The 24,356-nt window shown below is 63.0% G+C and carries 22 protein-coding genes and 1 tRNA gene; 16 read left to right on the top strand and 7 right to left on the bottom strand.

The genetic code is table 11. The features are described from left to right. The first annotated feature begins 1 nt into the window (after nt 1). The 3 genes from hisC to D1227_RS04350 all read left to right on the top strand — a co-directional run bounded on the left by hisC (nt 2) and on the right by D1227_RS04350 (nt 2,785). Complete coding sequence (gene hisC, locus D1227_RS04360; RefSeq protein WP_119403914.1) at nt 2–1,084, top strand: histidinol-phosphate transaminase; 1,083 nt, start codon at nt 2–4, stop codon at nt 1,082–1,084. A 3-nt stretch (nt 1,085–1,087) separates the two neighbouring features. Next, on the top strand, nt 1,088–2,020 hold the full coding sequence (locus D1227_RS04355; RefSeq protein ID WP_119403913.1) for a prephenate/arogenate dehydrogenase family protein: 933 nt from the start codon (nt 1,088–1,090) through the stop codon (nt 2,018–2,020). A gap of 291 nt (nt 2,021–2,311) precedes the next feature. Further along, nucleotides 2,312–2,785 (top strand): CC0125/CC1285 family lipoprotein, encoded by a 474-nt coding sequence (locus tag D1227_RS04350; RefSeq protein ID WP_147373258.1) that lies wholly within the window; start codon nt 2,312–2,314, stop codon nt 2,783–2,785. Here D1227_RS04350 and D1227_RS04345 read toward each other — a convergent pair. After that, nucleotides 2,782–3,489 carry an SDR family NAD(P)-dependent oxidoreductase gene (locus D1227_RS04345; protein WP_119403911.1) on the bottom strand — a complete coding sequence of 236 codons (708 nt, stop codon included), beginning with the start codon at nt 3,487–3,489 and terminating at the stop codon, nt 2,782–2,784. The genes D1227_RS04350 and D1227_RS04345 overlap by 4 nt on opposite strands. A gap of 203 nt (nt 3,490–3,692) precedes the next feature. Beyond that, nucleotides 3,693–3,779 (bottom strand) — tRNA-Leu (locus D1227_RS04340). A gap of 88 nt (nt 3,780–3,867) precedes the next feature. On the opposite strand from D1227_RS04340, the gene D1227_RS04335 reads away from it, so the two are divergent. Both D1227_RS04335 and D1227_RS04330 read left to right on the top strand, forming a co-directional pair. Further along, a complete protein-coding gene (locus tag D1227_RS04335; protein ID WP_119403910.1) occupies nt 3,868–4,470 on the top strand; it encodes an exopolysaccharide biosynthesis protein in 603 nt (200 codons plus the stop codon). A 138-nt stretch (nt 4,471–4,608) separates the two neighbouring features. Next, nucleotides 4,609–5,082: a disulfide bond formation protein B gene (locus D1227_RS04330; protein WP_233349597.1), complete on the top strand. Its 474-nt coding sequence runs from the start codon at nt 4,609–4,611 to the stop codon at nt 5,080–5,082. Between the two features lie 20 nt (nt 5,083–5,102). Here the strand turns inward: D1227_RS04330 and D1227_RS04325 are convergent, their stop codons facing one another. Further along, nucleotides 5,103–5,567 carry a DUF3429 domain-containing protein gene (locus D1227_RS04325; RefSeq protein ID WP_119403908.1) on the bottom strand — a complete coding sequence of 155 codons (465 nt, stop codon included), beginning with the start codon at nt 5,565–5,567 and terminating at the stop codon, nt 5,103–5,105. Nucleotides 5,568–5,704: 137 nt separating this feature from the next. On the opposite strand from D1227_RS04325, the gene D1227_RS04320 reads away from it, so the two are divergent. The 4 genes from D1227_RS04320 (at nt 5,705) to lpdA (ending at nt 8,785) form a co-directional block, all read left to right on the top strand. After that, the gene (locus tag D1227_RS04320; RefSeq protein WP_147373257.1) at nt 5,705–6,340 is read left to right on the top strand and encodes a hypothetical protein; all 636 of its coding nucleotides are present in this window, start codon (nt 5,705–5,707) and stop codon (nt 6,338–6,340) included. A 170-nt stretch (nt 6,341–6,510) separates the two neighbouring features. Next, nucleotides 6,511–6,870 (top strand): hypothetical protein, encoded by a 360-nt coding sequence (locus D1227_RS04315; protein WP_119403906.1) that lies wholly within the window; start codon nt 6,511–6,513, stop codon nt 6,868–6,870. A gap of 80 nt (nt 6,871–6,950) precedes the next feature. After that, on the top strand, nt 6,951–7,316 hold the full coding sequence (locus D1227_RS04310) for a hypothetical protein (protein WP_119375994.1): 366 nt from the start codon (nt 6,951–6,953) through the stop codon (nt 7,314–7,316). An 83-nt stretch (nt 7,317–7,399) separates the two neighbouring features. Further along, complete coding sequence (gene lpdA / locus D1227_RS04305) at nt 7,400–8,785, top strand: dihydrolipoyl dehydrogenase (protein ID WP_119403905.1); 1,386 nt, start codon at nt 7,400–7,402, stop codon at nt 8,783–8,785. Nucleotides 8,786–8,795: 10 nt separating this feature from the next. Here the strand turns inward: lpdA and D1227_RS04300 are convergent, their stop codons facing one another. After that, nucleotides 8,796–11,369 (bottom strand): ligase-associated DNA damage response DEXH box helicase, encoded by a 2,574-nt coding sequence (locus tag D1227_RS04300; protein ID WP_119403904.1) that lies wholly within the window; start codon nt 11,367–11,369, stop codon nt 8,796–8,798. Nucleotides 11,370–11,467: 98 nt separating this feature from the next. On the opposite strand from D1227_RS04300, the gene D1227_RS04295 reads away from it, so the two are divergent. Continuing rightward, complete coding sequence (locus tag D1227_RS04295) at nt 11,468–12,145, top strand: hypothetical protein (protein ID WP_119403903.1); 678 nt, start codon at nt 11,468–11,470, stop codon at nt 12,143–12,145. On the opposite strand, the gene D1227_RS04290 is transcribed toward D1227_RS04295, so the two are convergent. Further along, nucleotides 12,142–13,617, bottom strand: coding sequence for a serine hydrolase domain-containing protein (locus tag D1227_RS04290; protein WP_119403902.1), 1,476 nt, complete (start codon nt 13,615–13,617; stop codon nt 12,142–12,144). The genes D1227_RS04295 and D1227_RS04290 overlap by 4 nt on opposite strands. A gap of 123 nt (nt 13,618–13,740) precedes the next feature. Here D1227_RS04290 and D1227_RS04285 point away from each other — a divergent pair, with 123 nt between their 5' ends. Beyond that, complete coding sequence (locus tag D1227_RS04285; protein ID WP_119403901.1) at nt 13,741–14,772, top strand: ligase-associated DNA damage response exonuclease; 1,032 nt, start codon at nt 13,741–13,743, stop codon at nt 14,770–14,772. Between the two features lie 62 nt (nt 14,773–14,834). Next, a complete protein-coding gene (locus D1227_RS04280; protein ID WP_147373256.1) occupies nt 14,835–15,173 on the top strand; it encodes a hypothetical protein in 339 nt (112 codons plus the stop codon). 27 nt (nt 15,174–15,200) lie between these two features. Here D1227_RS04280 and D1227_RS04275 read toward each other — a convergent pair whose 3' ends face one another. Further along, nucleotides 15,201–15,626, bottom strand: a complete 426-nt coding sequence (locus D1227_RS04275) for a PaaI family thioesterase (protein WP_199288307.1) — start codon at nt 15,624–15,626, stop codon at nt 15,201–15,203. Nucleotides 15,627–15,655: 29 nt separating this feature from the next. Between D1227_RS04275 and D1227_RS04270 the strand changes: the two genes are divergently transcribed. Then, entirely contained in the window at nt 15,656–17,296 is a 1,641-nt protein-coding gene (locus tag D1227_RS04270; protein WP_119403899.1) for a cisplatin damage response ATP-dependent DNA ligase, read from the top strand. 48 nt (nt 17,297–17,344) lie between these two features. Then, nucleotides 17,345–18,097, top strand: a complete 753-nt coding sequence (locus tag D1227_RS04265; RefSeq protein WP_119403898.1) for a hypothetical protein — start codon at nt 17,345–17,347, stop codon at nt 18,095–18,097. 2 nt (nt 18,098–18,099) lie between these two features. On the opposite strand, the gene D1227_RS04260 is transcribed toward D1227_RS04265, so the two are convergent. Continuing rightward, nucleotides 18,100–21,639, bottom strand: a complete 3,540-nt coding sequence (locus D1227_RS04260; RefSeq protein ID WP_119403897.1) for a peptidoglycan-binding protein — start codon at nt 21,637–21,639, stop codon at nt 18,100–18,102. 247 nt (nt 21,640–21,886) lie between these two features. On the opposite strand from D1227_RS04260, the gene D1227_RS04255 reads away from it, so the two are divergent. Beyond that, entirely contained in the window at nt 21,887–22,363 is a 477-nt protein-coding gene (locus D1227_RS04255) for a MerR family transcriptional regulator (RefSeq protein WP_119375983.1), read from the top strand. Between the two features lie 93 nt (nt 22,364–22,456). Next, nucleotides 22,457–24,238, top strand: coding sequence for an acyl-CoA dehydrogenase C-terminal domain-containing protein (locus D1227_RS04250; protein WP_119403896.1), 1,782 nt, complete (start codon nt 22,457–22,459; stop codon nt 24,236–24,238). Nucleotides 24,239–24,356 lie beyond the last annotated feature (118 nt).

Here is a 24,356-nt window from a genome sequence, read left to right as displayed (position 1 = left end):
CATGAGCGGGCCAAAGCCACTTGCGAACATTCTAGAGATCACCCCCTACAAGGGCGGGCAAAAGCTCGACCACGGGTGGAAGCTTTCATCGAATGAAAACCCCCTCGGATGCAGCCCGGCCGCCCGCAAGGCGCTGACCAAGGCGGCCGAACACCTGGAGATGTATCCGGATGGCGCCTGCTTTGGCCTGCGTGAGGCGATCGGCAAGAAATACGGGGTCGATCCAGACCGTATCGTGTGCGGGGCCGGCTCGGACGAGATCTTCCAGCTGCTCGGCCGCGCCTACCTGAAGCCGGGCGACGAGATCATCCAGTCGCAACATGGCTTTCTCGTCTACCGGCTCGTCGCCCAGCAATCGGGCGCCAAGTGCATCAGTGCGCCCGAGACCGATCTGACAGCCAGTGTCGACGCCATCCTCGAGCGGGTCACGGACAAGACACGGATTGTTTTCCTCGCCAATCCGAACAATCCGACCGGCAGCTATATCCCCTTTGATGAGGTCCGCCGCCTGCACAAGGGTCTGCGCGACGACATCCTGCTCGTCCTCGACGGGGCCTATGCCGAATATGTCCGCCAGAACGATTATTCCGCCGGAATGGACATGGCCGGGGAGGAACCGAACGTCCTGGTCACGCGGACCTTCTCGAAGATTCACGGGCTGGCCGGCCTGCGGGTTGGCTGGGCCTACGGCCCGGAAAGCGTGATCGATGCGCTGCACCGCGTGCGCGGCCCGTTCAACGTCACATCCGTCGGTCAGGCTGCCGCGATCGCGGCGCTGGCCGATGACAGCTTCGTGACCAAATCAGCCGACCACAACAATGATGAGCTCGACCGGTTGAAGCCGGCCCTCGAAAAGATGGGCTACAAGGTCTATCCAAGCGTCGCGAACTTCCTGCTGATCCAGTTCGAGGATCGTGATGGCAAACGCGCCGAAGATGCTGACGCCTTCCTGCGCGCGCGCGGGATCGTGATCCGGGACATGAAGGCTTACGGGCTGCCAGACTGCATGCGCCTGTCCATCGGGACAAAGCAAGCCAATGACGATGTCCTTGCCGCGTTCGAAGCCTTCGCGAAAGCTGACTGAGGCATGCCGGGTCCCGTCTTCGACCGTATTGCGATTTTCGGGGCCGGCCTGATCGGCTCTTCCATTGCGCTTGCCGCGCGTGAATACCGGGCTGCGAAGAAGGTCGTCCTCTACGACAAGAGCGAAGATGTCCGTGCACGCGCCCGCGCGCTAAACCTGGGCGAGGTGGCCGAGACCATGGAAGCGGCCTGCTCCGGCGCAGACTGCATCATCCTTTGCGTACCTGTCGGCGCCATCGGCGAGACAACCGCGGCCATCGCCCCCTATCTGCAAGCCGGCGTGATCCTGACGGATGTCGGTTCGGTGAAGGAAAAAGCGCTGGAATCGATGTCCGCGCATTGCCCCGAAGGTGTGTTCCTCATTCCGGGCCACCCGATTGCGGGGACCGAAAAGTCCGGCCCCGAGGCCGGCTTTGCTTCGCTGTTTCGCAATGCCTGGCACATCCTCACCCCTCTGCCGCAACAGGACGAGCCCTATAATTCGGCGGTCGACCGGCTCGCCAGCTTCTGGGAAATGCTGGGCGCCAAGGTCGAAATCATGGAGGCGGCACGCCACGACCGCGTCCTCGCCATCACCTCGCACCTGCCGCACCTCATTGCCTACAATATCGTCTCGACCGCTCATGACATGGAAAGCGTTGGCGAGGGCGAGGTGGTGAAATACTCCGCCGGTGGTTTCCGGGACTTCACCCGGATCGCCGCGTCTGACCCGACCATGTGGCGGGACGTCTTCCTGAACAACAAGGATGCCGTGCTCGAGACGCTGGGCCGGTTCAGCGAAGACCTCGCCGCTCTGCAACGCGCGATCCGCTGGGACGACGGCGAAACGCTGTTCCGCGAATTCGAGCGCGCGCGCGGTATCCGGAAGGCCATCGTCGAAGCCGGACAGGATACGGACGAGACGAATTTCGGCCGCAACCGCCCCCCGAAGAAGTAGCAAGTATATCCCGGAGAATGCGGGCGGAGCGGCGGCTCTCCCCTCAGCGAAGACCGCTCCGCCATTGGCATTCTGCCGGATGGATCGCGCCCGTGACCGCCGGTCGGGCAGGAAAGCGGTCCGGCGCGAAACCCGCATGGCACCTGAAGCGGCTCAGGGGGATCCGCAGGCGCCAGGCTTGTGTCTATCACGGCCGGACTGAACAGCATGGGGCCGCCTCGTTGCGGAAGGTTCATGTCAGGCCATGATGTCCCACTGGCGGCAGCGCCCCCGCCATGGCAATATGCCATCATGATCAGATCCCTACTCATCGCGGGCCTGCTTGCTTCCGGCGCAGCTGCCTGCACCACCGCCAAGCCCTATGGTCCGGCCAGTTCGCCATCAGCCCAGGGCTACCTCGTCCAACCGATAGAATCGAACCGCTTCCGGGTCAGCTACACAGCGCTCAGTTCCGACGACGCCCGGCGCTATGCCTTGCGGCGGGCGGCCGAGGTGACCTTCGAGAATGGCGGTCAGTGGTTCCGGGTCGTGCGCAGCACCACCGATACTGAGCACAGCGGCGGCGGCGGGTCTTCAGTGTCTGTCGGCGGGAGCAGCGGTTCCTATGGCTCAGGCGTGGGCGTCGGCGTGGGGATCGGTTTCCCGGTCGGCGGCGGCAGCGAGAAGACCACCGAAAGCCTCGAGATCGTTATCGGCACGGGCGACAAGCCGGATGAGCCGGACGTCTATGACGCCTCCTCCGTACTCGCCAACATTACAGGTTAGGGCTCGATTTCCTCACCCTTCCAGTCGAACACCTTGCCACTCGCCTCAGGGCCAAGGGCATCAAGGACATCGAGCAGGTGACCGGCTGATTGCTCAGCGGTCTGAAGCTGCTTGTCCGGCACATTGCTCTGGAACGGCTTTGACAGGTCTGTATCGACGGTCCCCGGATGCAAGCCGACACAGACAAACGCCTCATTGCGGCGGGCCTGCTCGATGGCGAAGTTGCGGATCAGCATGTTCAGCGCTGCCTTGGATGCGCGGTAGGCATGCCAGCCGCCAAAACCATTGTCGCCAATCGAACCGACCCGTGCGGAAAGGGCTGCGAAGACAGCCCGTCCCTCCCTCGGCATGCGCGGCAGGAAATGCTTGGCGACCAGCCCCGGCCCGAACGTGTTGATGCGGAAGACCTCGTCATAGGCCGCCATGGACTGGTGTCTGAAGGACTTTTCAGGCTGCAGGCGCTCGCCGTCCGACAGGATGCCGCTGGCGACGATGACAAGATCGGGCGACCCGGCACGTTCGGCTGCTTGTGCGATGCTGTCCTCATCCAGGATATCGATCTTTCCCTGGACCACGCCATCGGGCCAGTCGCCGCCGCCAGAGCGTGAGAGCGCATGTATCGGGCCGGCATGGCCGCGCTCATGCAGCGCCAGGGTGAGGGCGCGGCCAATGCCGCCGGTCGCGCCGATAATGACTGCAGACATGATGCCTCCTGCTGTTCAGGAGACGAGCTAGGGCGGATCGCCAGAAAGTGAATGTGTCCGAAGGGACAGCCGCCCTGAGCCTGTTTCATGGGAGGCGCCAAAGCGCCGAAACGGAAACGAACCTAAAGCCCCTGCCGGGGCACTCATTTGCTAAAATCAGTCCACCGGACTGATTTTTGGCGCGTCGCGCCATCGCAAATGAATGGTACCGGTGGTCGGACTCGAACCGACAAGAGCCGAAGCCCGGGGGATTTTGAGTCCCCTGCGTCTACCAATTCCGCCACACCGGCATACAGATTGCGAGCAAAGCCTCTGCCTTATGGCAGGCAATGCGTCAATCTTCTCGACCAGCAGAAAAAACTCGACTAGGCGAATCTCATGACACGCTACCCATCCCCGCGAACGTTTCTCCAGTCGATCGAACTCATGGCGGAAGAGGCGCCCGAAGAAGGCTTCTCCCTCAGGATGATCTTTGACCGGCTGGACGAGCGGGCGTTTGGCGCGGCGCTTTTCATCCTGGCCCTGCCCTGCTGCATCCCGTTTCTCTATGGCGTCCCGCAAGTTGTCTCGCTGCCCATGATGGTGCTGGCGGGCCAGATGGTCGCCGGACGCGAGGAGCCCTGGCTGCCGCAGAAATTCGGCCAGCGCATGATCGACAAGAAGGGTCTGACACGGACCGCGAAAGGCGGGCGCAAATGGTTCGGCTGGCTGGAAAAGATCGCCCGCCCGCGCCTTACCTTCCTGATGGGCGCGCGCGGCGAGCGGATTATCGGCCTGTTCCTCGTCTTCTTTTGCGCCTCCATTCTGGTCCCCCTCCCGTCGACCAATACGGTGCCCGGCTTTGGCGTTGCGATCGTTGCATTCGGCCTGATGGCGCGCGACGGCATCCTGGTCATTATCGGCAGCATTATCGGCACCGCCTGGATCGCAACCTTGCTGACCCTGGTCGCCCTCGGTGTGAGGACGCTCACGGGTAGTTGATGTAGGCGCGCTCCATCGCCGCATTGCGCGCTTTCCCCTCAGTCGTCATTTTCCCGGTCGCGTGAACCTGTCACGGATGTCTGAGGCAATATGACTGCGGCGCTTTCTCCTGTCCTGCGAACATGGCGATGGCCACTCATGGCGCTGCTGATCTCGGCGGCCATGCTGGCTGCTGCCCATGCCTTCGAGCGCTTTGCCTACCTGCTGCCATGCCAGCTCTGCCTGCGTCAGCGCGAAGTCTACTGGGCCGCGATCGCGATGGCTGTCACCGGGCTCGTTCTCTGGAACATCCGTCAGAACCGGCGTTTTCTGGTTGCGTTCAACGTGATGCTGGCCCTGGTCTTCCTGACCGGTGCGGTCGTTGCCGTTTTCCATGCCGGGGTTGAGTGGGACTTCTGGCCCGCGCCGACCGGTTGCGGTGCTGAAGCTGTGGACGTCATCAATATCGACCTTGGCGGTATCGATGAGCGCACTGCAACCGCCTCCTGCGAGGATGCCCCGTGGACGATGCTGGGCCTCTCCATGGCCGGCTGGAACGCGCTGGTATCACTCGGCCTGACCGTGGTCAGCTTCATCGCCGCCACAACCGCACTGCCGCGCGAAACCGCCTGAACCACCCCGGCCTTCTTAGCTTACGCCATGAACTGGCGAATGCCCCACGCCCCGACCAGGCTCGCGATGACGATTACGCTGACCGTCACCCGGAGCGTCTTGAACCAGCTGGGGACCGACCCCGACAGCCAGTCCCAGGCGAGGTGCAGCGCAAAGAAGACGGCGTAGGCCAGGAACCAGGCCGGACTTGGCACCTGCTGTATCAGGATCGCATAAGGCACGATCACCCACCCGGCCAATGCGGGCAGGATCGAAATAGCAAGCGGCGTCCATCCCGCTTCGGGGTTTGACAAGGCCAGCCCCCAGCGTATGCCGCCGAGAAAGCTGAGGATGACGGTGGCATAGACCATCAGCCAGAAACTGGCGGTCAGATTGGTCGGTGGCTCAAGCGCAGCCATCGCTGCGACAAGGCCAATGAAGGGCAGGGCTCCGGCCAGGGTCAGGACCGTGGCGGCACGCCGGAAAGTCAGAATATCGTTGCTCATCTCAGCCCGGATATGGATCGCTTCGTCCAGATTTCATGCCGCCATCACGCAAATGTAAACACAAGCTTTCAGACTGAACGCAATCTGAAAGTAACCATTCATGCGGCGTCAATTGCAATGAGTGTAGGGATATGGACATGTCCCGACGGCTCATTGCCCTGATGATTGCTGCTCTCGCCATCGTGTTTGCGTTTGGCGCGCTTTCGGCCATCCGCTGGCCGAGCATCATGATGTTCGTGACGATGTTCATCCATCCCGACCCCGCGCTTGGCCTTGATAATATCAACTGGCGCGAACTCGGCATCGTTTACGGCGCGCCATACTTCCTGGCATCGCTCTGCTACTATGCGGCCGCGGTGTCGGTCGCCAGCCGCCGGCCCGGCTCGATCATCTGGTATGGCATGGCCATGGTGGCGTCGCTGCCGATCTACTATCTCGTCGATTTCGAACAAGGCTGGTGGCGAGACCCCAGTGGTCCTGAAGGCATGGTCGCGGGCGGTTCGGTGATCATCTTGCTGCTGGGCCTCGCCGTGCTCCACCTGCGCCTGCGCAAGGTCCGCCCGGCTGCCATTGCGGCGGACGAGGAAGATGGACAGGTGGTGCTGAGCCAGGAACAGTTCGAAGCGCTCATGGCCCGGACTGAACCGAAAGCCAATCCTGAACCCGCTGAGCCGAAGCCCCGCCGCCGGCGCCCGGTTCCCGCAGCCATCGCCCGCCAGCGCGCTCATTTTGCCGCCGAAGGCCGGCGCATGCGCGCCCGGAAGGGGCGTTAGCAAGACGTCCGGGCGAGCCGCCAGACTCAATCAATCCGTTACATCTTGTTCATGAACTGTTGATGGCATTGCCGTAAAATCAGGTTTGTCCGCCTTAAACGGGGAGTGTCGCCATCATGAGATTCCGCCAGTTCTGTGGTTTCTGCCTAGGCCTACTGGGAACGTGGTTCATGTGGCAAGTTGGCGTGGGTCTCGCACACTTCATCCATGCAACCTTCGGCGTGAGCTTCCCCGGTGTCCTTTTCGAGCCGCAGGTAATGATGCGCCTGATGTCGGCTGTTGCCGCCTTTCTGGCTGGTCTTGCCGCGCTCACCGAGCGCAAGGGCGGCGCCTGGCTGGCAGGCCTGTCGACCTTCATGTTCGCAACCGTCACGATCGGCCTGATCCAGGGCCGTCATGACGTATCGCTGTGGCGCGACAACTATATTTACCTGTCGATCCTGACCACGCTCTTCCTCGCGCTCGTTGTGTTGCGCCGGGAGGAAGATAGCGAGCCGAGTGAGACCTACGACGCGGTTGAAGCCCGCTAAGCCAAGCCTTGCCGCGCTTGCAATAAGGCCCAATTCACCGTTGGATAGCTGGACTTAACAAGTCCCGACGGGAGGTGGGCATGCCGATAAGGCGACTGGCCGGACTGGCCGGGATCATCGTGGCCGCATGGATGCTCTGGGAGACCGTGCAGCCTATCCAGATGCAGATATCGCGCGGCAGCGACCTGATGACGGAGCTGCTCAACCCGCCTGTGGCCCTGCTGCGGCTCACGTCCACCCTGCTGATGATCCTTGGCGGATTGCTGGCGATCCTGGCCGTTCGTGGCGGCGCCTGGCTTTTTTCGGCCGGTGCGGTGATCTTCGCGGTCATGACGGGGGCAATGGTCGGATCGGGCGCCGATGCGTCTCTCTGGTCCGATGAGGCCGTGCTCGCACCCTTCCTTCTGGTGATTTCCGGCGTACTGGTTTTTCGATCGCGCAAATGACGCCTTCGCCGCATTGATTTCGTTGCGTCAATGCTTAGGTTCGCGGTCGATTCACAGCACTGACCTTTTGAGGCGGAATTTCCATGTCAGACACCTATGACGTCGTCATCATCGGAGGCGGCCCCGGCGGCTATAACTGCGCGATCCGCGCCGGACAGTTGGGCCTGAAGACGGCCATCATCGAGAAACGCGGCGTGCTGGGTGGCACCTGCCTGAATGTTGGCTGTATCCCGTCAAAGGCGCTGCTGCACGCCTCGGAACTCTTTGACGAAGCCAATCACAGCTTTGCCGGCCTCGGCATCAAGACCGGCAAGGTCGAGCTCGATCTGAAGCAGATGATGTCACAGAAGGACGAGGCCGTGAAAGGCCTCACGCAGGGCGTCGAATTCCTGATGAAGAAAAACAAGGTCGATTACATCAAGGGCTTCGGCAAGATCACCGGCCAGGGCAAGGTCGAGGTCGACGGCAAGACGCTGGAAACGAAGAACATCGTCATCGCAACCGGGTCCGAACCATCCACCCTGCCCAATATCGAGATCGACGAGGAACGCGTTGTCACCAATACCGGCGCCATCGCGCTGAAAGAAGTGCCGAAGAAGCTGATCCTGATCGGCGCTGGCGTCATCGGGCTTGAGCTCGGTTCGGTCTGGTCGCGGCTTGGTTCCGACGTGACCGTGGTCGAATATCTCGACCGGATCATGCCAGGCGCGGACAATGAGGTCGCCAAGGAAGCCCAGCGCATCTTCAAGAAGCAGGGGCTCGACTTCCGCCTCGGCCAGAAGGTCACGGGCGTGGAAAAACTGAAGTCCAAACTGAAGCTCTTCATGGAGCCTGCCAAGGGCGGCGACGAGGAAGTGCTTGAAGCCGACGCCGTGATCGTGGCAGTCGGCCGGCGCCCCTATACTGAAGGTCTCGGCCTGGAAAAGGTTGGCGCAAAACTGGACAAGCGCGGCTTCGTCGAAACCGATCACTTCAAGGCCGCCGATGGCGTCTGGGCGGTCGGCGACTGCATCCACGGTCCGATGCTGGCGCACAAGGCCGAAGATGATGGCGCGGCGGTTGCTGAACTGATCGCCGGCAAGGCGGGCCATGTCGACTACAACCTTGTTCCGTCCGTTGTTTATACCAATCCGGAGATCGCCTGGGTCGGCAAGACGGAAGAGCAACTCAAGGACGCCGGGATCGAGTACAAGAAGGGCAAGTTCCCCTTCCAGGCCAATTCCCGCGCGCGCACGAACCACGAGACGCTGGGCTTCGTGAAAATCCTCGCAGATGCGAAGACAGACCAGATCCTCGGCGCGCACATGGTCGGCGTCGGTGTCGGCGAGATGATCCACGAGATCTGTGTCGCCATGGAATTCGGCGCCGCCTCAGAGGATGTCGCCCGCACTTCCCACGCGCACCCGACGCTCTCGGAAGCGGTCCGTCAGGCAGCTATGGGCGTCGAGGGCTGGACGATGCAGATGTAGGAAGTCCCGCTCAGCGCTGCATCGCATCGCGGATCAGCGCTGACTCGGCTTCTTCCATGATCGCCTCGGCGGCGCTTTCGGAATTGACCGGCTCCTTGCCGATTTCGAGCATGACAGGCACTGCGAACGGGCTGATCCGCTCCAGCGCGCGGTGATCGATCTTGCCGCGAATACGCACAAGCATGTCCGACAGCCTGCGAATGTCGAGCAGGCCGGTCGCCGCATCCTGACGCGCCGCCTGCAGCAGGATGTGGTCGGGTTCGTGTGAGCGCAGGACATCATAGATGAGGTCGGTCGAGAAGGTGACCTGCCGGCCGGTCTTCTCCTTGCCCGGCAGGCGCCGCGCGATCATGCCTGAAATCTGCGCGCACTGGGCAAAGGTCCGCTTCATCAGCGGGCTCTCATCAAGCCAGGCTTCAAGATCGTCGCCGAGCATGTCCGGATGAAACAGGCCGTCCATGTCGACACCTGACATATCGTCCATGGCCCAGACCGCCATGGCATATTCGGATGCTACAAAGCCGAGCGGCTTTGCGCCGGCGCGCTCCAGCCGCCGGGTCAGCAGCATGCCAAGCGTCTGGTGCGCCAGCCGCCCCTCGAAGGGATAGGTGACGAGATAGTGGCGATTGGCCCGCGGAAAGGTCTCCACGAGGAGATGGTCCGGCGGCGGGATCTCGGACTTTTCCTTCTGGATCTCGATCCATTCGCGCACCTGGTCCGGCAGGCCGCTCCATTGGGCCGGGTCGTGGATCATGTGGCGCACACGGTCCGCCAGGAAGGTCGTCAGTGGGAACTTGCCACCATTGTAGGACGGGATTGCCGGCTTGTCGGCCTTGGCGCGGGTGACGAGCACGTCGAGCTCCGAGACGCCAAGGAAGCGGAGGATCTCTCCGGCGAACAGGAATGTGTCGCCCGGCGTCAGCGTCGAGATGAAATACTCCTCGATCTCGCCAAGCTTGCGGCCGGCCCGGATCGCTCTCTGTTCACCGCGCACAGACCTCGTCTCTTGCCCACCGCTCGCTTCGCCCTTCTTTCCAACGAAACTGGCGATGCGGACGTTCAGCAGCTGCGCCTCGACGATCGCGCCGACATTCATTCGATGCTGCTGGGCATCGCGTGCCGTGCGGACGCGCCAGACGCCGTCGCGTTTCACGATACGGTGGAAGCGGTCATAGGTGGTGAGCGCGTAGCCGCCCGTCGCGACGAGGTCGACAACCCGCTCATAGGTCTCCCAGTCAAGACCGGCATAGGGCGCAGCGCGGCGGATCTCATCGTACAGGGCCTCAAGTTCGAAGCCTTCCCCGCACGCCCGGCCCATGATGTGCTGCGCGAGGACATCGAGCGCGCCGGTGCGCATCGGCTCGCCGTCAATTTCGCCTGCCTCGACCGCCGCTTCGGCCGCCCGGCATTCCAGCACTTCGAACCGGTTGGTCGGCACCAGCAAGGCCCGGCTCGCCTCATCCATGCGGTGATTGGCGCGCCCGATCCGCTGGATCAGCCGGGCCGCCCCCTTCGGCGCGCCCATCTGGATCACAAGGTCGACCCCGCCCCAGTCAATGCCAAGGTCGAGCGTCGAGGTGCAGACGACGCCCTTCAGCACGCCCTTCGCCATGGCGGCTTCGACCTTCCGGCGCTGCTCGCGGGCGAGCGAGCCATGATGCAGCGCAATCGGCAGGGCATCCTCATTAACCCGCCACAGCTCCTGGAACAGCATTTCGGCCTGGCTGCGCGTGTTGACAAAGACCAGCGTCATCTGGCTCGCCTTGATCGCCTCATAGACTTCGGGAACCGCAAAGCGCCCCGAATGGCCCGACCAGGGAATGCGCTCGCGCGAGACCATGATGCCGATATCCGCATTGACCCCTCCCTCGGCGCGGATCAGGCGCGTTTCGCGGTCCTCCCGCGTCGGCAGCCATTCGGCCAGCAGGCCCGGATCGCGCACCGTCGCCGACAGTCCGATGAACCGGCAGGCGGGCGCCCATTCGGCCAGCGTTGCGAGGCCCAGCGACAGGAGGTCACCCCGCTTCGACGCTGCAATCGCGTGAATCTCGTCGATGATCACGCATTTGAGGTCGGAGAAGAATTCCGCGGCGTGGTCGGAGGCAATGAACAGCGCGAGCTGCTCCGGCGTGGTCAGCAGGATATCCGGCGGATTGGCGCGCTGGCGCTGGCGTTTGGATTGCGGCGTGTCGCCTGTGCGGGTCTCGATGCGGATACCGAGCCCCATCTCAGCGACCGGCGTGTTGAGATTGCGCTCAACATCGGTGGCGAGGGCCTTGAGCGGTGAAATGTAGAGCGTGTGGAGCGCCGGGCGCTTCTGGTTCTGGCCACCCGCTCCGGCTGCGCCTGCGCGATGGACCGGGCTCAGGGCTGCTTTGCCACCGGCATCGTTCAACTCGATCAGGCTGGCGAGAAAGCCCGCCAGCGTCTTGCCGCCACCCGTCGGCGCGATCAGCAGCGCGCTGTCACCGGCGAGGGCTGTTTCTGTCAGGGCAAGCTGATGGGCACGCGGCGTCCAGCCCCGCCCGGCGAACCAGTCGGAGAAGACTTCGGGCAACAAGCTGGGGGGCGGCTGGTCGGGCATATCTACCTAGATAGCGCCTCGGACCAATTCCTGCATCTTGTTCACATGACTTTCAGCCTGGCTTGGCTTTTATAGCGTCTCCAGATCGGGAGACAGCCATGCACCACCAGGTCCTGCTCGCATCCATCGCCGTCCTGTTCGCCTTTCCTGCCGCGGCCGACCCGCTGATCGAACAGGCGCACGCATCGACGGGGGCGGCCGGCCCGCTCTACGCCTATGAGATGGAGTATTCCGACGGCGAGATGCATGCGACCGGCAAAGTCGATCCAAGCCAGCCTGAAGGCCAGCGGATCACGATCTACACCCCCGACGAAAGCGAATGGGACGACGACTTTCGCGATACGATGACATCCATCGATTCCGAGGTGACCGGCGATATTTTCTGCGATGACCTCGCTGCGCAGATTCCTGCAACCGCCCGCCGGGTGGAGGAAACCGACGACACGGTCCAGTTCGCCTTTACGCCTGTGCCAGACGAAGAGTCGGACGACATGGAGCGCAAGATCCTCAAGAAGGTCAAAGCCAGTGCCACGCTCAGCAAGGCGGATGGGCAGGTTCTGTCCTTCAGCATGTCCCTGCCCAAACCGTTCAAGCCGGCCATGATCGCAAAGATCAATTCGTTCCAGCTCGACGCGACCTGCGTGCGGGCGCCGGACGGGCGCACCTATCTCGAAGCCATGCAGATGGACGTGTCCGGCTCTGCCATGATGCAGGCCTTCAGCCAGAGCGTGACCCAGCGGATCACGAAACTGCTCGACCCGGTCACGATGCCCTAGTCGTTATACTCGGCTTCGGCTTGGGAAGCCTGCATCTGCGCGTCGAGCATGTCGGTCTGGCCCTGGTCGATGCCGGCAATGACATCGCGAGTGAAAGCGACGATGTCGAAGCGCCCGCCATCGGCCGTGTCGAAGCCGCGGCGGACAATGACAAGCCCATGCGACGGGACGATCACCATGTACTGGCCGCGATTGCCGATCCCGGCATATGTATCGCTGGGAATGCCGTCGAACCGGTCTAGCAGCCAGAAACTGCCGCCGTAGCCAAGCGAGTCCGGATCGGTCCTGTCCGGTTGTGCCGGGCCCGGGCTGGAGACGAAATCGACCCAGCCTTCCTTCAGGATGCGCTCGCCCGCCCACACCCCGTCCTGCAGGTAGAGCTGTCCGAGGCGGGCCATGTCGCGGGCCGTCATCCAGACCTGGCTGGAAGAAACAAAATCACCGCCCCAATCGGTCTCAAGCGTCGTGTTGAGCGCGCCGATCTTCCACAGCAGGTCGGTATAGGGAAAGCGCCAGTAGCGCTGGTCGTCATCCATCGCCTCGCGCAGGCCGCGCATGGCTGCCAGCGTATCGTAGTTGGCGTATTTGAACCGCTCGCCCGGCGTTATTTCGAGCGGGTTGACGAGCGCAGTATCAATGACGCGCGCACCGCCGAAATAGGTCCGGTCGGTCCGGCTGCCTGTCACCCCGGAATCCAGGCCGCTGGCCATCTGAAGTACGTCGCGCAGCGTGATCTCGCGGCGCGGATCGCCCCCGGCTGTCCAGGCTTTCACGAGCGCTGGATAGTCCAGATCCATGATGCCCTGCTCGAGGGCCGCGCCGATGATGGTTGCCGTGAGTGACTTCGCGACCGACCAGGTCCGCTGCGGCGTGGTCGCGTCGATGCCGCGCGCATAGCGTTCCGCAACGAGCTGACCGTCCTTGACAATGACAACCGCACTGGTGCGCGTGCCTCGGCCATAGGTCTGGCCGTCGAAAGCGAAACTGACCGACGGCTCGGTACGCTGCTGGTAGAAGGACGTATCGATCAGCTTCACGTCCGAGCCAATGGCCGTGGAAACATCCCGTTGCAGGCGCGATACTTCTCCGGAAAAGCGCGGCAGCCAGTCGGACGCCGAGGGGTCAGCACCAATCGGCAACAGGGAGCAGCCAAACCCGGAGCGCCAGACGGCGATACGCGGCGGTTCGCCCTTCTTGTAGCGCACCGCGACGCTGCGCTGGCGATCATTGATCTTGGCCTCGGACACGGTCCGCATCGGCTCACGGTAGTCGGTATAGATTCCGTCGAGCTCGTTGAAGTCGATCTCGGCACGGGACTGGTCAGCGGTAAAAGTCGCCGAGCAGGTGAACAGCGCCTTGTAACCGGCGGCCAGCGCCTTCTGCATGATCTCGGTCTCGCCGCCTTCCTGTGCAGTCGCTATTGAGGGAAAGGCAAGCACGCCGACAAGCGCGCTGAGGACGGTCCAACGCATAAAGGGCTCCCTGGTTCTTCACCGGCGCGTTCTGCCGGCGCTTAGACACGCGACTCTCTCACATGCGGAAAAGGCAGAAACATGGCAGTCCCAATCCGCACGCGCAGCCCTATATGAAAAGCCATGATCCGACCGGACCTGCTGCTCAAGCCAACCCCAAAGGGCCTCTACTGCCCGCCAGGCGATTTCTATATCGACCCGGTGCGCGGCGCGGTCGACCGGGCCGTCGTCACCCATGGTCATGCCGACCATGCCCGCGCGGGCCACGCCCATGTCCTCGCAACGCCTGAAACGCTGGCCATCATGGCGTCGCGCTATGGCGAAGGCTTTGCCGGGGCGACCCAGCCGCTTGAATATGGTGAGACGGTCGAGATCAATGGCGTGACCGTCTGGCTGTCGCCGGCCGGTCATGTGCTGGGTTCAGCGCAGGTCGTCGTGGAATGGAAGGGCCTGCGCATGGTCTGCACGGGCGACTATAAGCGCCGCCGCGACCCGACCTGCAGGGCGTTCGAGCCTGTCCCCGGCACGCATGTCTTCATTTCCGAAGCGACCTTCGGCCTGCCCGTCTTCCGCCATCCCGACAGCGACCAGGAAATCGCCAAGCTGCTCGCCAGCGTGCGCGCATCGCCAGACCGAACCCACCTCGTCGGCGTCTATGCGCTCGGCAAGGCGCAGCGCGTCATAAAGCTGCTGCGCGAAGCGGGCTATCACGAAACGCTGTATATCCACGGCGCGCTGGAAAAGCTGTGCAAGCTCTATGAAGAGCACGGCATCGATCTCGGCCCGCTGGAAACCGCGACCCTCGACACCAGCGAACGCGGCGCGCAGGAGCGGTTTCGCGGCCAGATCGTGCTCGGCCCGCCCGCCTCCTTCCATGATCGGTGGGGCCGGCGTTTCCCCGATCCGCTGCCCTGCTTCGCCAGCGGCTGGATGGGCGTGCGACAGCGCGCCAAGCAATCGGGCGTCGAACTGCCACTGATCATTTCCGACCATGCCGACTGGGACGAGCTCACGGACACGGTCCGAGAGGTCGATCCGGAGGAACTCTGGATCACGCATGGCCGCGAGGATGCACTGGTCCGCTGGGCGGAGCTTCAGGGCCGCAAGGCGAGGCCGCTGCGCCTGGTTGGCTATGAGGAAGACGCCTTCGAATAGGCATTTGCACCGCCCGGCGATCAGGCGCATAGTCCCGCAACCCGCAAATGAAGGAGGCCGCCATGCGTGCCATGCTGATTTCGGGGCTGGGAGGATTGATGCTGGCCGCCTGCCATGGCGCCACCTGCGTGGAGTCCGATCCACAGGCTTTGCAGGTCGAACCTCAGGAGATTTCAGCCTTCGGCGCCCGGAGCGTCGCCCTTGATGCTGTCTATGAGCGCCATCCGACGCGCGCGCTTGTCGATTTCGCGAATGTCGAACAGACCGGCACCAGCCCAGCCGTCTACCAGGTCCATGTCGAGATGACCGGCTCGCCTGAAGCGCGCGCCATATACGATGTCGAAGTGTCCGAAACACCCGATGGCAAACTCGACGTGACAGGCTTCACCAAGTCACAATGAAACGGCTGCACAGCTATAATGACAGCCTTACTTCAGGATCTTGAAGCTCGCACTGGCGCGTGCAACGGGCTCGCCATCGGCATGCACGAGGCAGTCGGTAAAGCAGAGCGAACCGCCCGTCTTCACAAAATGCGTATCGACATCCAGCCAGCTGCCAATCCGGGCGCCGCCCATATAGTCCGTCGCCAGACTGACCGTGACGAGCCCCTTGAGGTTTTCCCGGCCTTCGGCCTTCAGCGCCTCGCCGGCGCTCAGTCCCATGGCATTGTCGGCGAGGGAGGCAATCAGGCCGCCATGGACAAGGCCGCGCGAATTGCAGTGTTCTTTGCGCAGGCGCACGCCGATGACCACCTTCCGGCTCTCGCGCCTTGAAAAGAGCGGCTCCCATGGATCGGTGAAGGGAGAGGTGCGGAAGTGCCGCTCGAAACCGGCTGGCACATCTTCGGCTGTCATTGTCATCGCCATCTCCTATCTCTGTTGCGATGCAGGCCTTTTCCGACCTTCTCGAGCGACTGATCCTGACGCCTTCGCGCAATGGGAAGATCGACCTCCTTGTAAATTATTTCACTAGTGAAGTAAATCCAGCTCGCGGCTGGGCCCTGGCGGTGCTGACCGGCGAACTCGACATACCGGGCGTGAAAGCCGGCTCGATCCGCCGTCTCGCAGAGGCAAGATCCGACCCTGAACTCTTCCGCATGTCCTATGACTATGTGGGCGACCTTGCAGAGACGGTCAGTCTCATCTGGCCGGGCACGCGCGGCGCGAACCGCGTGCCGCCCATCGAGGACATCGTGGAAACATTGCTCGATGCCACACGTGCAGAAGGCGAGCGCCTGGTCGCCGGCTGGCTCGACCAGCTCGATCCGAAAGGCCGCTGGGCGCTCATCAAGATGGTGACCGGGGGCCTGCGCATTGGCGTGTCGGCCCGCCTGACCAAGCTTGCCCTGGCCCAGATGGGCGGGGTCGATGCCGGCGAGATCGAGGAGATCTGGCATGGCCTTGAGCCGCCCTATGAAAGCCTGTTCGACTGGCTGGACGGGACCGCTGGCAAGCCCGCGCCCGACATCAAGGCACCGTTCAGGCCGGTCATGCTGGCCCATCCGCTGGTCACCAAGGACAAGCGCGACGACCCGGATGCCGTCGACCCCGCCATGATCGATCCGGAGGTCTTCGCCGCCGAATGGAAGTATGACGGCATTCGGGTCCAGGCCGTCTCGGAGCGCGGCACGCGGCGCATCTACACGCGAACGGGCGATGACATCTCGCACACCTTCCCTGATGTGCTGGCCGGCATGGATTTCGATGCCGCGATTGATGGCGAACTCCTGATCCGGGCCCCGAATGGCGAGGTTGCTCCCTTCAATGACCTGCAGCAAAGGCTCAACCGCAAAACGGTCTCGAAGAAGCAGATGGAAACGAGGCCGGCATTCATCCGCGCCTATGACATCCTCGTCGACGGCGGGGAAGATCTGCGCACCCTGCCCTTCCGCGACCGGCGGGCCCGGCTGGAAGATTTCGTTGCGCGGGCGGGAAGCGAACGGATCGACCTCTCGCCGCTGGTGCCGGTCACGACGCTGGATGCGCTGGAGGCCGCGCGCAACGCACCGCCCGCACCGGAAATCGAAGGCCTGATGCTGAAGCGCTGGGACAGCCTCTACGAAGCCGGGCGGCCCACCGGCCCCTGGTACAAGTGGAAGCGCGACCCGTTCCTGGTGGATGCCGTGCTGCTCTACGCCCAGCGCGGACATGGCCGGCGATCCAGCTTCTATTCGGACTTCACCTTCGGCGTCTGGCGAGACGGAGCAGACGGCCCTGAACTGACGCCTGTCGGAAAGGCCTATTTCGGCTTTACCGATGAGGAGCTCAAACAGCTCGACAAATTCGTCCGGGAAAACACGATCGACCGGTTCGGTCCTGTGCGGGCAGTCACCGCATCAGCTGAGGAGGGCCTCGTCCTGGAAGTTGCCTTCGAAGGCCTGCAGCGCAGCCCGCGGCACAAATCCGGCCTCGCCATGCGCTTTCCGCGGATCAATCGCATCCGGTGGGACAAGCCCGCCGGCGAGGCCGACCAGCTCGCCACGCTCGAAAAAATGCTGCCGCCCGACCCCCTCGCCAGGTCGTAAGTGTGGAATAACTGGTCAGAGGCGCCCGCATTTGCCAAAGGTCTCAAGATGAAGTCCGGCACGCCCCTTCTCCTGCTCGCCGTCGCCATCCTGCAATGGCTGGCGCCGCTGCTGCCCTTGTCCGGCCATGGCCGCACCATCGGCGCGCAGGCCGTGGAAGAAGGCATTCCGCCAGAGCTGCCGCCGGGCGTGTTCTTCTCGATCTGGGGCGTCATCTTCACGCTCTACCTGATCTTTGCGCTACTTGCCGTCTTCAAGGCCAGCTTTCTGGAAGAACGTCTTGGCCAGCCTCTGCTGTTCGCGGGGGCGGGCAATGTCATCTGGATGCTGTCCGCGCAATATATCGGCAACGAGATTCTCAACCTCATCCTTCTCCTGCCCATTGCCGCGCTGGCCTGGTGGGCGGCACGCCGGCTGCACCGGATGGGCGGATGGGACGGGACAGCGCGGCGGCTGGTCGCCTGCGCCCTGACGGGCCTGCTGTCCGGCTGGGCGGCAGTTGCCATCTCCATATCGATCCCGCGTGTCGCGCGCCTGCTGATAGGGCTGGCGCCGACAGACCATGTCTGGATCTCGCTCTGGTTTGCGCTCGTTCCGGCCGCGCTGCTGGCCTGGCTTTTCGCAACCCGGATCAGCCGCAGCCTCTGGTTCTTCGTGGCGCTCGGCTGGGGCCTTGCCGGTATTGCGCTCAATAACTGGGAACGCACCGGCCTGCATGGGCTGGCAGTCATGACCACGCTGGTCGGACTGTATGTGATCTGGCGGCGGCTGGCCTATGGTGCCCGGACCGCCTTGCAGTAGGTCTAGCCGCCCTGGCTGGCGCCCTCGACCGTGTTGTTGAGGCTGCTCACCAGTTCCGGCGTGATCGAACCTGTGGCCGGCAGACCGGCATCGCGCTGATAGGCGGCAATTGCGCTGCTCGTGCCGGCACCCATGACACCATCGGCGGGCCCGGCCTCATAACCAAGGGCACCAAGCACCGTCTGGACCGAGCGGACCTGCTCGGCCGAACTGCCCTGCCAGGCCTGCAAGCCGAAACGGCCATTCGGACGGGCTGACGGCTCGGCGGGGCTCCAGCTCGCCGCACGGCGCTGGGCCTGCTGGGCGGCATCAAGCGAGAGCCCTGCGCGCAGCTCTTCCACTTTCTCGATGGCGCCGCTATCGCCCTGCGCGTTCGCGACTTCATACCAGTAAAGCGCTTCTGTCCGGCTGGGCGAAATGCCGAGCCCGGCTTCGTAAAGGACGGCGAGGTTGTACTGGCTGTCTGTCAGGCCGTAATCGGCAGCCTTGCGGAACCATTCAGCGGCGGCGGCATAGCTCTGCTGGCCGCCTTCGCCTTCGGCATAGTAGACGGCGAGGTCGTGCATCGCCTTGACGTTGCCGCCCTCGGCGGCGCGTTCGGTCCATTGGCGGGCGGCTTCGAGATCCTTCGGCACGCCAAGGCCGCGCTCATGCAGCTTGGCCAGGCGATACTGGGCGGCAGGCTCGCCGGCTTCGGCCGCCCGTCGCACCAGGCTCGGGCCACTCGTATAGTCACCGGCATCAAGGCGTTGTTCGCCAAGGATCAGCTGGGCGACCGGATCGCCTGTCGACGCCGCGGATTCGAGGGTTGGCGTCTGCGGAATCCTCGGCAGGGCCGCATAATCGACGACTGGCTGCAATGCTTGCGGCGCGGGGCTGTCCGCCGGCTCCTCAAACAGCTCGCTTTCGACCGCGGCCTCGTCTTCGGGTGACAGGGATGCCAGCTCGCTCGAATCGAGTGGTTCGATCACTGGCGCGGCTGCAGTCTCTTCGGGGGCGGACGTTTCTTCCGGGGCGGCATCCGCTGATGTCGGCTCGGCATGCACCGGCGTCGTGGACTGCACGACCGGACGGTCGGCGTCCTGCTGCAGGCCACGCAGCGTAACGAAAGTACCCGCTGCGGCGGTCGCCAGAGCGATTACGGAAACGGCCGCAACCAGAGGCACGCGGGACTTGCCACGCTTGCCTGTATTGACCTTGCCACGACGGGACTCGGCGGTGGCGGACATTGCAGCCTTGCGGGCGCGGGACAGATAGTCCATCGCCTCTGGATCTTCCTGGAGGGGTGCCTCTTCCTCAGCGTCGGCCAGGGTCTCTTCATCGGCCTCTAGGTCGGTCTCGGGCTCGCTGTCTTCGCCGGCCTCCAGCAGGTCGCCGGGATCATCCTCGCCAAATATGTCGCTGTCACGGGCCTCATCGGCCCCATCATCCCAGGACGAAAGCTCAGAGAGCGGGTCGGCGTCCGGATCGGCAATTTCGACAGGCTCATCACCGTCATCGATTTCCAGCGTCTCCAGCAAGTCGGATTCTGTCTCGACCGCGTCCGATGGCTCGTCGACTTCGGAGATATCGGGAATGCCGGCCTCGAAGGCGGCGTCCTCGTCGTCCTCGAGACCGGATTCGTCGATCTCGATTTCGAAGATGTCATCGCCAGCATCCGCTTCTGCCGCCGGCGCCTCATCCTCGATTTCAGCAACCAGCATTTCGAGGTCGCTGGGCTCGTGCCCCTTTTCATCGAAAGTCAGATCGTTTGACGTGTCTGGCTCATCGGCAAAGCCATCATAATCCGGCCCGGGAAAGTCCGGTTCAGAGTCAGCCCGGGCAGGTTGAGCATGCGGCGGGGCCGTGAAATCTTCCAGCGCCTCGAGGCGCGTCGCGAGGGATGCAATCGCCTTCTGCACGGGCGACATGGCCGACGCCTGCTGCTGCTGCATCTTCTCGATACGGTCAGACACGCCGGTCAGCGCGTCGGACAGGCGCATGCTTTGCTGCTTGCGCGCCTGTTCCATCGATTCCTGAAGCTGCGTGAACGCCCGTTCCTGGCGCGCCTGCAGACGCTGGGCGACATTGGCAACCTGTTCGCCAACCTGCTCGATCGCGTTGGCGCTGCGCTGTTCGCTTTCATCAACGCGCGACTCGAACTGGTCAGCAAGCGCCTGCATCTGTTCGGTAATCTTGTTGATCACTTCGTCATTCTGCGAGTCGAACTGCTCGAAGCGGTCGCTGACCTCCTGGGTCAGCTTTTCCATGTCCGCGCGCACGGTCTCGACAGCCTCACCCGGGTCGCGCGCTTCCACGTCGCGCAGGCGTCGGTCGAGGGAGGTCGAAATCCGGCTGACCTGGTTGGTCATGCCTTCAAGGGCGCGGCTGGAGCGTTCCTCGCTGGCGGCGACGCGCTTCTGAAGCCCGTCGACACTTTCTTCAAGCGCCCCCAGTTTTTCCGGATCGGCAGATGCAGCTGCTTCCTCGATCTCTCGGGCCAGCGACTCGCGGGCCGACTCGACCGACGAGCGCAGCTCGCTCGCAAGGCCTTCGAAGCGCGACTCAAACTGCGCCTTGAGCTCGGCGGCCGCTTCCGGTGAAGCATGCTCGGCAAGTTCGTTGATGCGCTGGTCCAGCCGGTTGAAGGTCTGCTCAAGCCCCTCGAGCGCGGTATTGGTTGCCGTTTCGGCGCGATGCAGGCGGTCCTGCATGCGGGTCATCACAGCCTCGATGGAGCTCAGCGCACCGGCAACGTCGCCTTCGACCGCGCCCATGCGCTCGTCGAACTGGTCCAGCCGCGACAGTTTCGACGCAACCGTGCTTTCGACCTCGGACACCCGCTCATTGAGTTTGCGTGAGGATTTCTCCGACCAGGCCTCGGCCTGCTCCAGGGCTTCCTCGATCCGCCGGGACGTGTCGGCCAGCGTGCTTTCGACGCGCTTCTCCATACCCGATACACGGTTCTTCACGTCTTCAAGGTCGGATTTGACCTGGCCGCGAATGTCCTGGTTTTCGTTCTTGCGGCGCTCGTTCTGCTCGTTGATATGGCTGGCCAGTTCGCCGAGCGCCTTTTCCAGCGATTTCAGCGATTCAAGATTGCGCGCGCCGGTATCGTCTTCCTCAAGCGCCTCGACCTTTTCCTGGAGCTGCTCATACGTCGTGCGCAGATCCTCGATGAAGGCATCGACATTCTCGGCGACCCGGTCGGACTTCGCATCCGTCTTGTTCAGGCGCGCGACCAGCCCAACGATGGACTGGTCAATGCCCGTCAGCGCGAGCGTGGACCGCGCTTCGACCGCTTCGAGGCGCGCAATCAGCTGGTCGAATGTTCCGCGGCCCTGTTGTGGGCGGCGTGGCTCTGGCGCCAGTTCCTCGACGGCGCGGGGATATCTCGGTTCGCGATAATCGCGCATGGACGGCGCGTCCTCGTCGGTTTCCTCAAGCAGCATGCGATTGATATATTCGCCAATGGTGAGGCCTTCCTCGCGGGCTGCTTCGCGCGCCGCTTCGCGGGCTCGCTGGTCGATTCCCTTGACGCTCCAGGGACCATAATTCGACATGCTAAGCGCTCCACTCCAAGACAGGCCGTGAGTGACCGGCAGGCAGCCCCTCGCCACCTTATCATTACGTGAATGGTAAGCTTCGTCTTAAAACCCCGTTAAAAAGGTAAACTGCGCTGCCGGAATTATTCACAGAGTTGCAAGGACCGCTTCATCCCGGGCGCGGAGTCCCCGGATTCCACATTACTTTTACGCAAAGGGAAAGATGACGTTGACGTTCGCGTAAAGGCGCGTATTATTCGCAATCATGCCAGATACAGCTTCCCTTTCCATCGCCGAGAGCCGCACCTACACGATCTCGGAACTCGCCCGCGAATTCGGCATCACGCCTCGCGCCCTCCGCTTCTATGAAGACAAGGACATGCTGCACCCCGCACGGGATGGCATGACCCGCGTCTACTCTCATCGCGATCGCGCCCGCGTCACGATCATCGTGAGAATGAAGCGTCTCGGCCTGCCACTTGCCGACATCCGCGAAATCCTCGACCTTTACGGCCTGGGCGACAATCAGCGCGCCCAGAAGCGCAAGACGCTCGAGAAATTCCGCAAGCAGGTCCAGGAGTTCGAGGACCAGCGCGAAGATATCGAGGTCGCCCTTGTAGAGCTTCGCAAGGGCATCGAATGGCTTGAGCAGGACCTGTCCAATGTCGGGCCAACTTCCGATGATGCCGAGAATGTCGCTGCCTATGATGCGGTCGCCCGCAAGCAGCTCGACGAAGCCTGAGCCCACTCAATTATTCATGCCCCGTCGGGGCTGACAGTGCGGCGTTTCACCTGTTAGTGAAGCGCCGCCAAATGCTATTTCAGGGGATATTCCATGCCGCGATATGATGCGCCTGTGCGCGATATGCAGTTCATCTTCCATGATGTGCTGTCGCTGCAAAACTACTCGAACCTCGAAGGCTTCTCCGAGGCGACGCCCGATATCATCGACCAGATCCTCGAAGAAGGCGGCAAGTTCGCCAAGGAAGTGCTTTTCCCGCTGAACAGCGTCGGCGACCAGCAGGGCTGCGTGCGCAATGACGACGCTTCGGTGAAAACGCCGGACGGCTTTCCGGACGCCTACAAGCAGTTCGTCGAGAATGGCTGGCCGCTGCTCTCGAAGTCGCTGGAGCATGGCGGGCAAGGCCTGCCGCGCCTCCTGGCAATCGCCCTCAGCGAAATGGTGTCGTCCGCAAACATGGCGTTCGGCATGTACCCGGGTCTGACATCGGGCGCCTATGAAGCCCTGATGGCCGGCGGGTCCGATGAGCAGAAAGCCAAGTACGGTCCGAAAATGGCCTCTGGCGAATGGGCCGGCACGATGAACCTGACCGAGCCCCAGTGCGGCACCGATCTTGGCCTCATCAAGACCAAGGCCGTTCCGCAATCCGACGGCTCCTACAAGATTACTGGCCAGAAGATCTGGATTTCCGGCGGCGAACAGGACCTGACCGACAATATCATTCACCTCGTCCTGGCCCGGATCGAGGGCGCGCCGGAAGGCATCAAGGGCATCTCGCTCTTCGTCGTGCCGAAATACATCGTCAATGACGACGGCTCACTGGGTGAGCGCAATGCCGTGTCCTGCGGCGGGCTTGAGGAAAAGATGGGCATTCACGGCAATGCCACCTGCGTCATGAACTATGACGAAGCGACTGGCTGGCTGGTCGGTGAAGAGCACAAGGGCATGCGCACCATGTTCATCATGATGAACGAGGCGCGCCTGGGCGTCGGCCTGCAGGGCCTGGCGCAGGCGGAAGTCGCCTACCAGAACGCGGTAGACTTCGCGAATGACCGCCTGCAGAGCCGCTCGCTGACCGGCCCGAAGGCACCCGACAAGCCTGCCGATCCGATCATCGTGCACCCGGACGTCCGCCGCATGCTGCTGGACTGCAAGGCCTTCATCGAAGGCGCCCGCCTGTTCACCTACTGGACGGCGCTGCATGGCGACCTGCTGCACCAGTCCCCGGACGAAAAAGTCCGCGAGAAGGCGGGCGACTACATGGCGCTGATGACGCCTGTGGTGAAAGCCTTCCTGACCGATCGCGGCCTGAAAGCCTGCAATGATGCCCTGCAGCTGCACGGCGGCTCTGGCTTCACGCGCGAATGGGGCATGGAGCAATTCGTCCGCGATGTGCGCATTACCCTCATCTATGAAGGCACGAACGGCATCCAGGCGCTCGACCTGGTCGGCCGCAAGCTGGCCGCCAATGGCGGGCGGGCCGTCTTCACCTTCTTCGCCGAGATTGACGATTTCATCGGCGCCAATGAAGACAATGAAGACCTCGCGCCGTTCATCGAGGGGCTGAAGGATGCGAAGGCCAAGCTGCAGGATGGCACGACCTGGCTGATGCAGAACGGCATGAGCAACTTCAACAATGCCGGCGCCGCTTCGACCGACTATCTCCACCTCTTCGGCCTGACGGCGCTCGCCTATATGTGGGCGAAGATGGCCAAGACGGCGGTGGAAAAGCGCGGCTCGGACCCGTATTATGACGACAAGCTGGTCACCGGGCGCTACTATATCAGCCGGATCCTGCCGGAAACGGCAGCCCATCTTGCCAAGCTCAAGACCGGCGCGGACCCGCTCATGGCGCTCGACGCCGAGCGGTTCTAACCGGAATGGTTGTTGGGCGGCGGGCCCGGCCTGCCGCCCATCTGACACACTGCAACATGACGTTGCGTGAGGACTCGCGCCACAGAAGCGTGGGCTTTATATGTTGACGTGAACGTAA

It is taken from the genome of Henriciella mobilis, from assembly GCF_003576315.1.
GTDB classification, from domain to species: domain Bacteria; phylum Pseudomonadota; class Alphaproteobacteria; order Caulobacterales; family Hyphomonadaceae; genus Henriciella; species Henriciella mobilis.
Note: the sequence above shows the minus strand (reverse complement) of the source record. Positions and strands in the feature narration are given on the sequence as shown.

Excerpts from the sequence above, each read along its gene's own strand:
- hisC (WP_119403914.1), top strand. The coding sequence starts at position 2 with ATGAGCGGGCCAAAGCCACTTGCGAACATTCTAGAGATCACCCCCTAC.
- D1227_RS04325 (WP_119403908.1), bottom strand. The coding sequence starts at position 5,567 with ATGAGCAACGATATTCTGACTTTCCGGCGTGCCGCCACGGTCCTGACC.
- D1227_RS04275 (WP_199288307.1), bottom strand. The coding sequence starts at position 15,626 with ATGACAGCCGAAGATGTGCCAGCCGGTTTCGAGCGGCACTTCCGCACC.
- D1227_RS04355 (WP_119403913.1), top strand. The coding sequence starts at position 1,088 with ATGCCGGGTCCCGTCTTCGACCGTATTGCGATTTTCGGGGCCGGCCTG.
- D1227_RS04260 (WP_119403897.1), bottom strand. The coding sequence starts at position 21,639 with ATGTCGAATTATGGTCCCTGGAGCGTCAAGGGAATCGACCAGCGAGCC.
- D1227_RS04295 (WP_119403903.1), top strand. The coding sequence starts at position 11,468 with ATGCACCACCAGGTCCTGCTCGCATCCATCGCCGTCCTGTTCGCCTTT.
- D1227_RS04345 (WP_119403911.1), bottom strand. The coding sequence starts at position 3,489 with ATGTCTGCAGTCATTATCGGCGCGACCGGCGGCATTGGCCGCGCCCTC.
- D1227_RS04330 (WP_233349597.1), top strand. The coding sequence starts at position 4,609 with ATGGCGCTGCTGATCTCGGCGGCCATGCTGGCTGCTGCCCATGCCTTC.
- D1227_RS04270 (WP_119403899.1), top strand. The coding sequence starts at position 15,656 with ATGCAGGCCTTTTCCGACCTTCTCGAGCGACTGATCCTGACGCCTTCG.
- D1227_RS04290 (WP_119403902.1), bottom strand. The coding sequence starts at position 13,617 with ATGCGTTGGACCGTCCTCAGCGCGCTTGTCGGCGTGCTTGCCTTTCCC.
- D1227_RS04335 (WP_119403910.1), top strand. The coding sequence starts at position 3,868 with ATGACACGCTACCCATCCCCGCGAACGTTTCTCCAGTCGATCGAACTC.
- D1227_RS04310 (WP_119375994.1), top strand. The coding sequence starts at position 6,951 with ATGCCGATAAGGCGACTGGCCGGACTGGCCGGGATCATCGTGGCCGCA.
- D1227_RS04280 (WP_147373256.1), top strand. The coding sequence starts at position 14,835 with ATGCGTGCCATGCTGATTTCGGGGCTGGGAGGATTGATGCTGGCCGCC.
- D1227_RS04315 (WP_119403906.1), top strand. The coding sequence starts at position 6,511 with ATGTGGCAAGTTGGCGTGGGTCTCGCACACTTCATCCATGCAACCTTC.
- D1227_RS04265 (WP_119403898.1), top strand. The coding sequence starts at position 17,345 with ATGAAGTCCGGCACGCCCCTTCTCCTGCTCGCCGTCGCCATCCTGCAA.
- lpdA (WP_119403905.1), top strand. The coding sequence starts at position 7,400 with ATGTCAGACACCTATGACGTCGTCATCATCGGAGGCGGCCCCGGCGGC.
- D1227_RS04320 (WP_147373257.1), top strand. The coding sequence starts at position 5,705 with ATGTCCCGACGGCTCATTGCCCTGATGATTGCTGCTCTCGCCATCGTG.
- D1227_RS04350 (WP_147373258.1), top strand. The coding sequence starts at position 2,312 with ATGATCAGATCCCTACTCATCGCGGGCCTGCTTGCTTCCGGCGCAGCT.
- D1227_RS04250 (WP_119403896.1), top strand. The coding sequence starts at position 22,457 with ATGCCGCGATATGATGCGCCTGTGCGCGATATGCAGTTCATCTTCCAT.
- D1227_RS04300 (WP_119403904.1), bottom strand. The coding sequence starts at position 11,369 with ATGCCCGACCAGCCGCCCCCCAGCTTGTTGCCCGAAGTCTTCTCCGAC.
- D1227_RS04255 (WP_119375983.1), top strand. The coding sequence starts at position 21,887 with ATGCCAGATACAGCTTCCCTTTCCATCGCCGAGAGCCGCACCTACACG.
- D1227_RS04285 (WP_119403901.1), top strand. The coding sequence starts at position 13,741 with ATGATCCGACCGGACCTGCTGCTCAAGCCAACCCCAAAGGGCCTCTAC.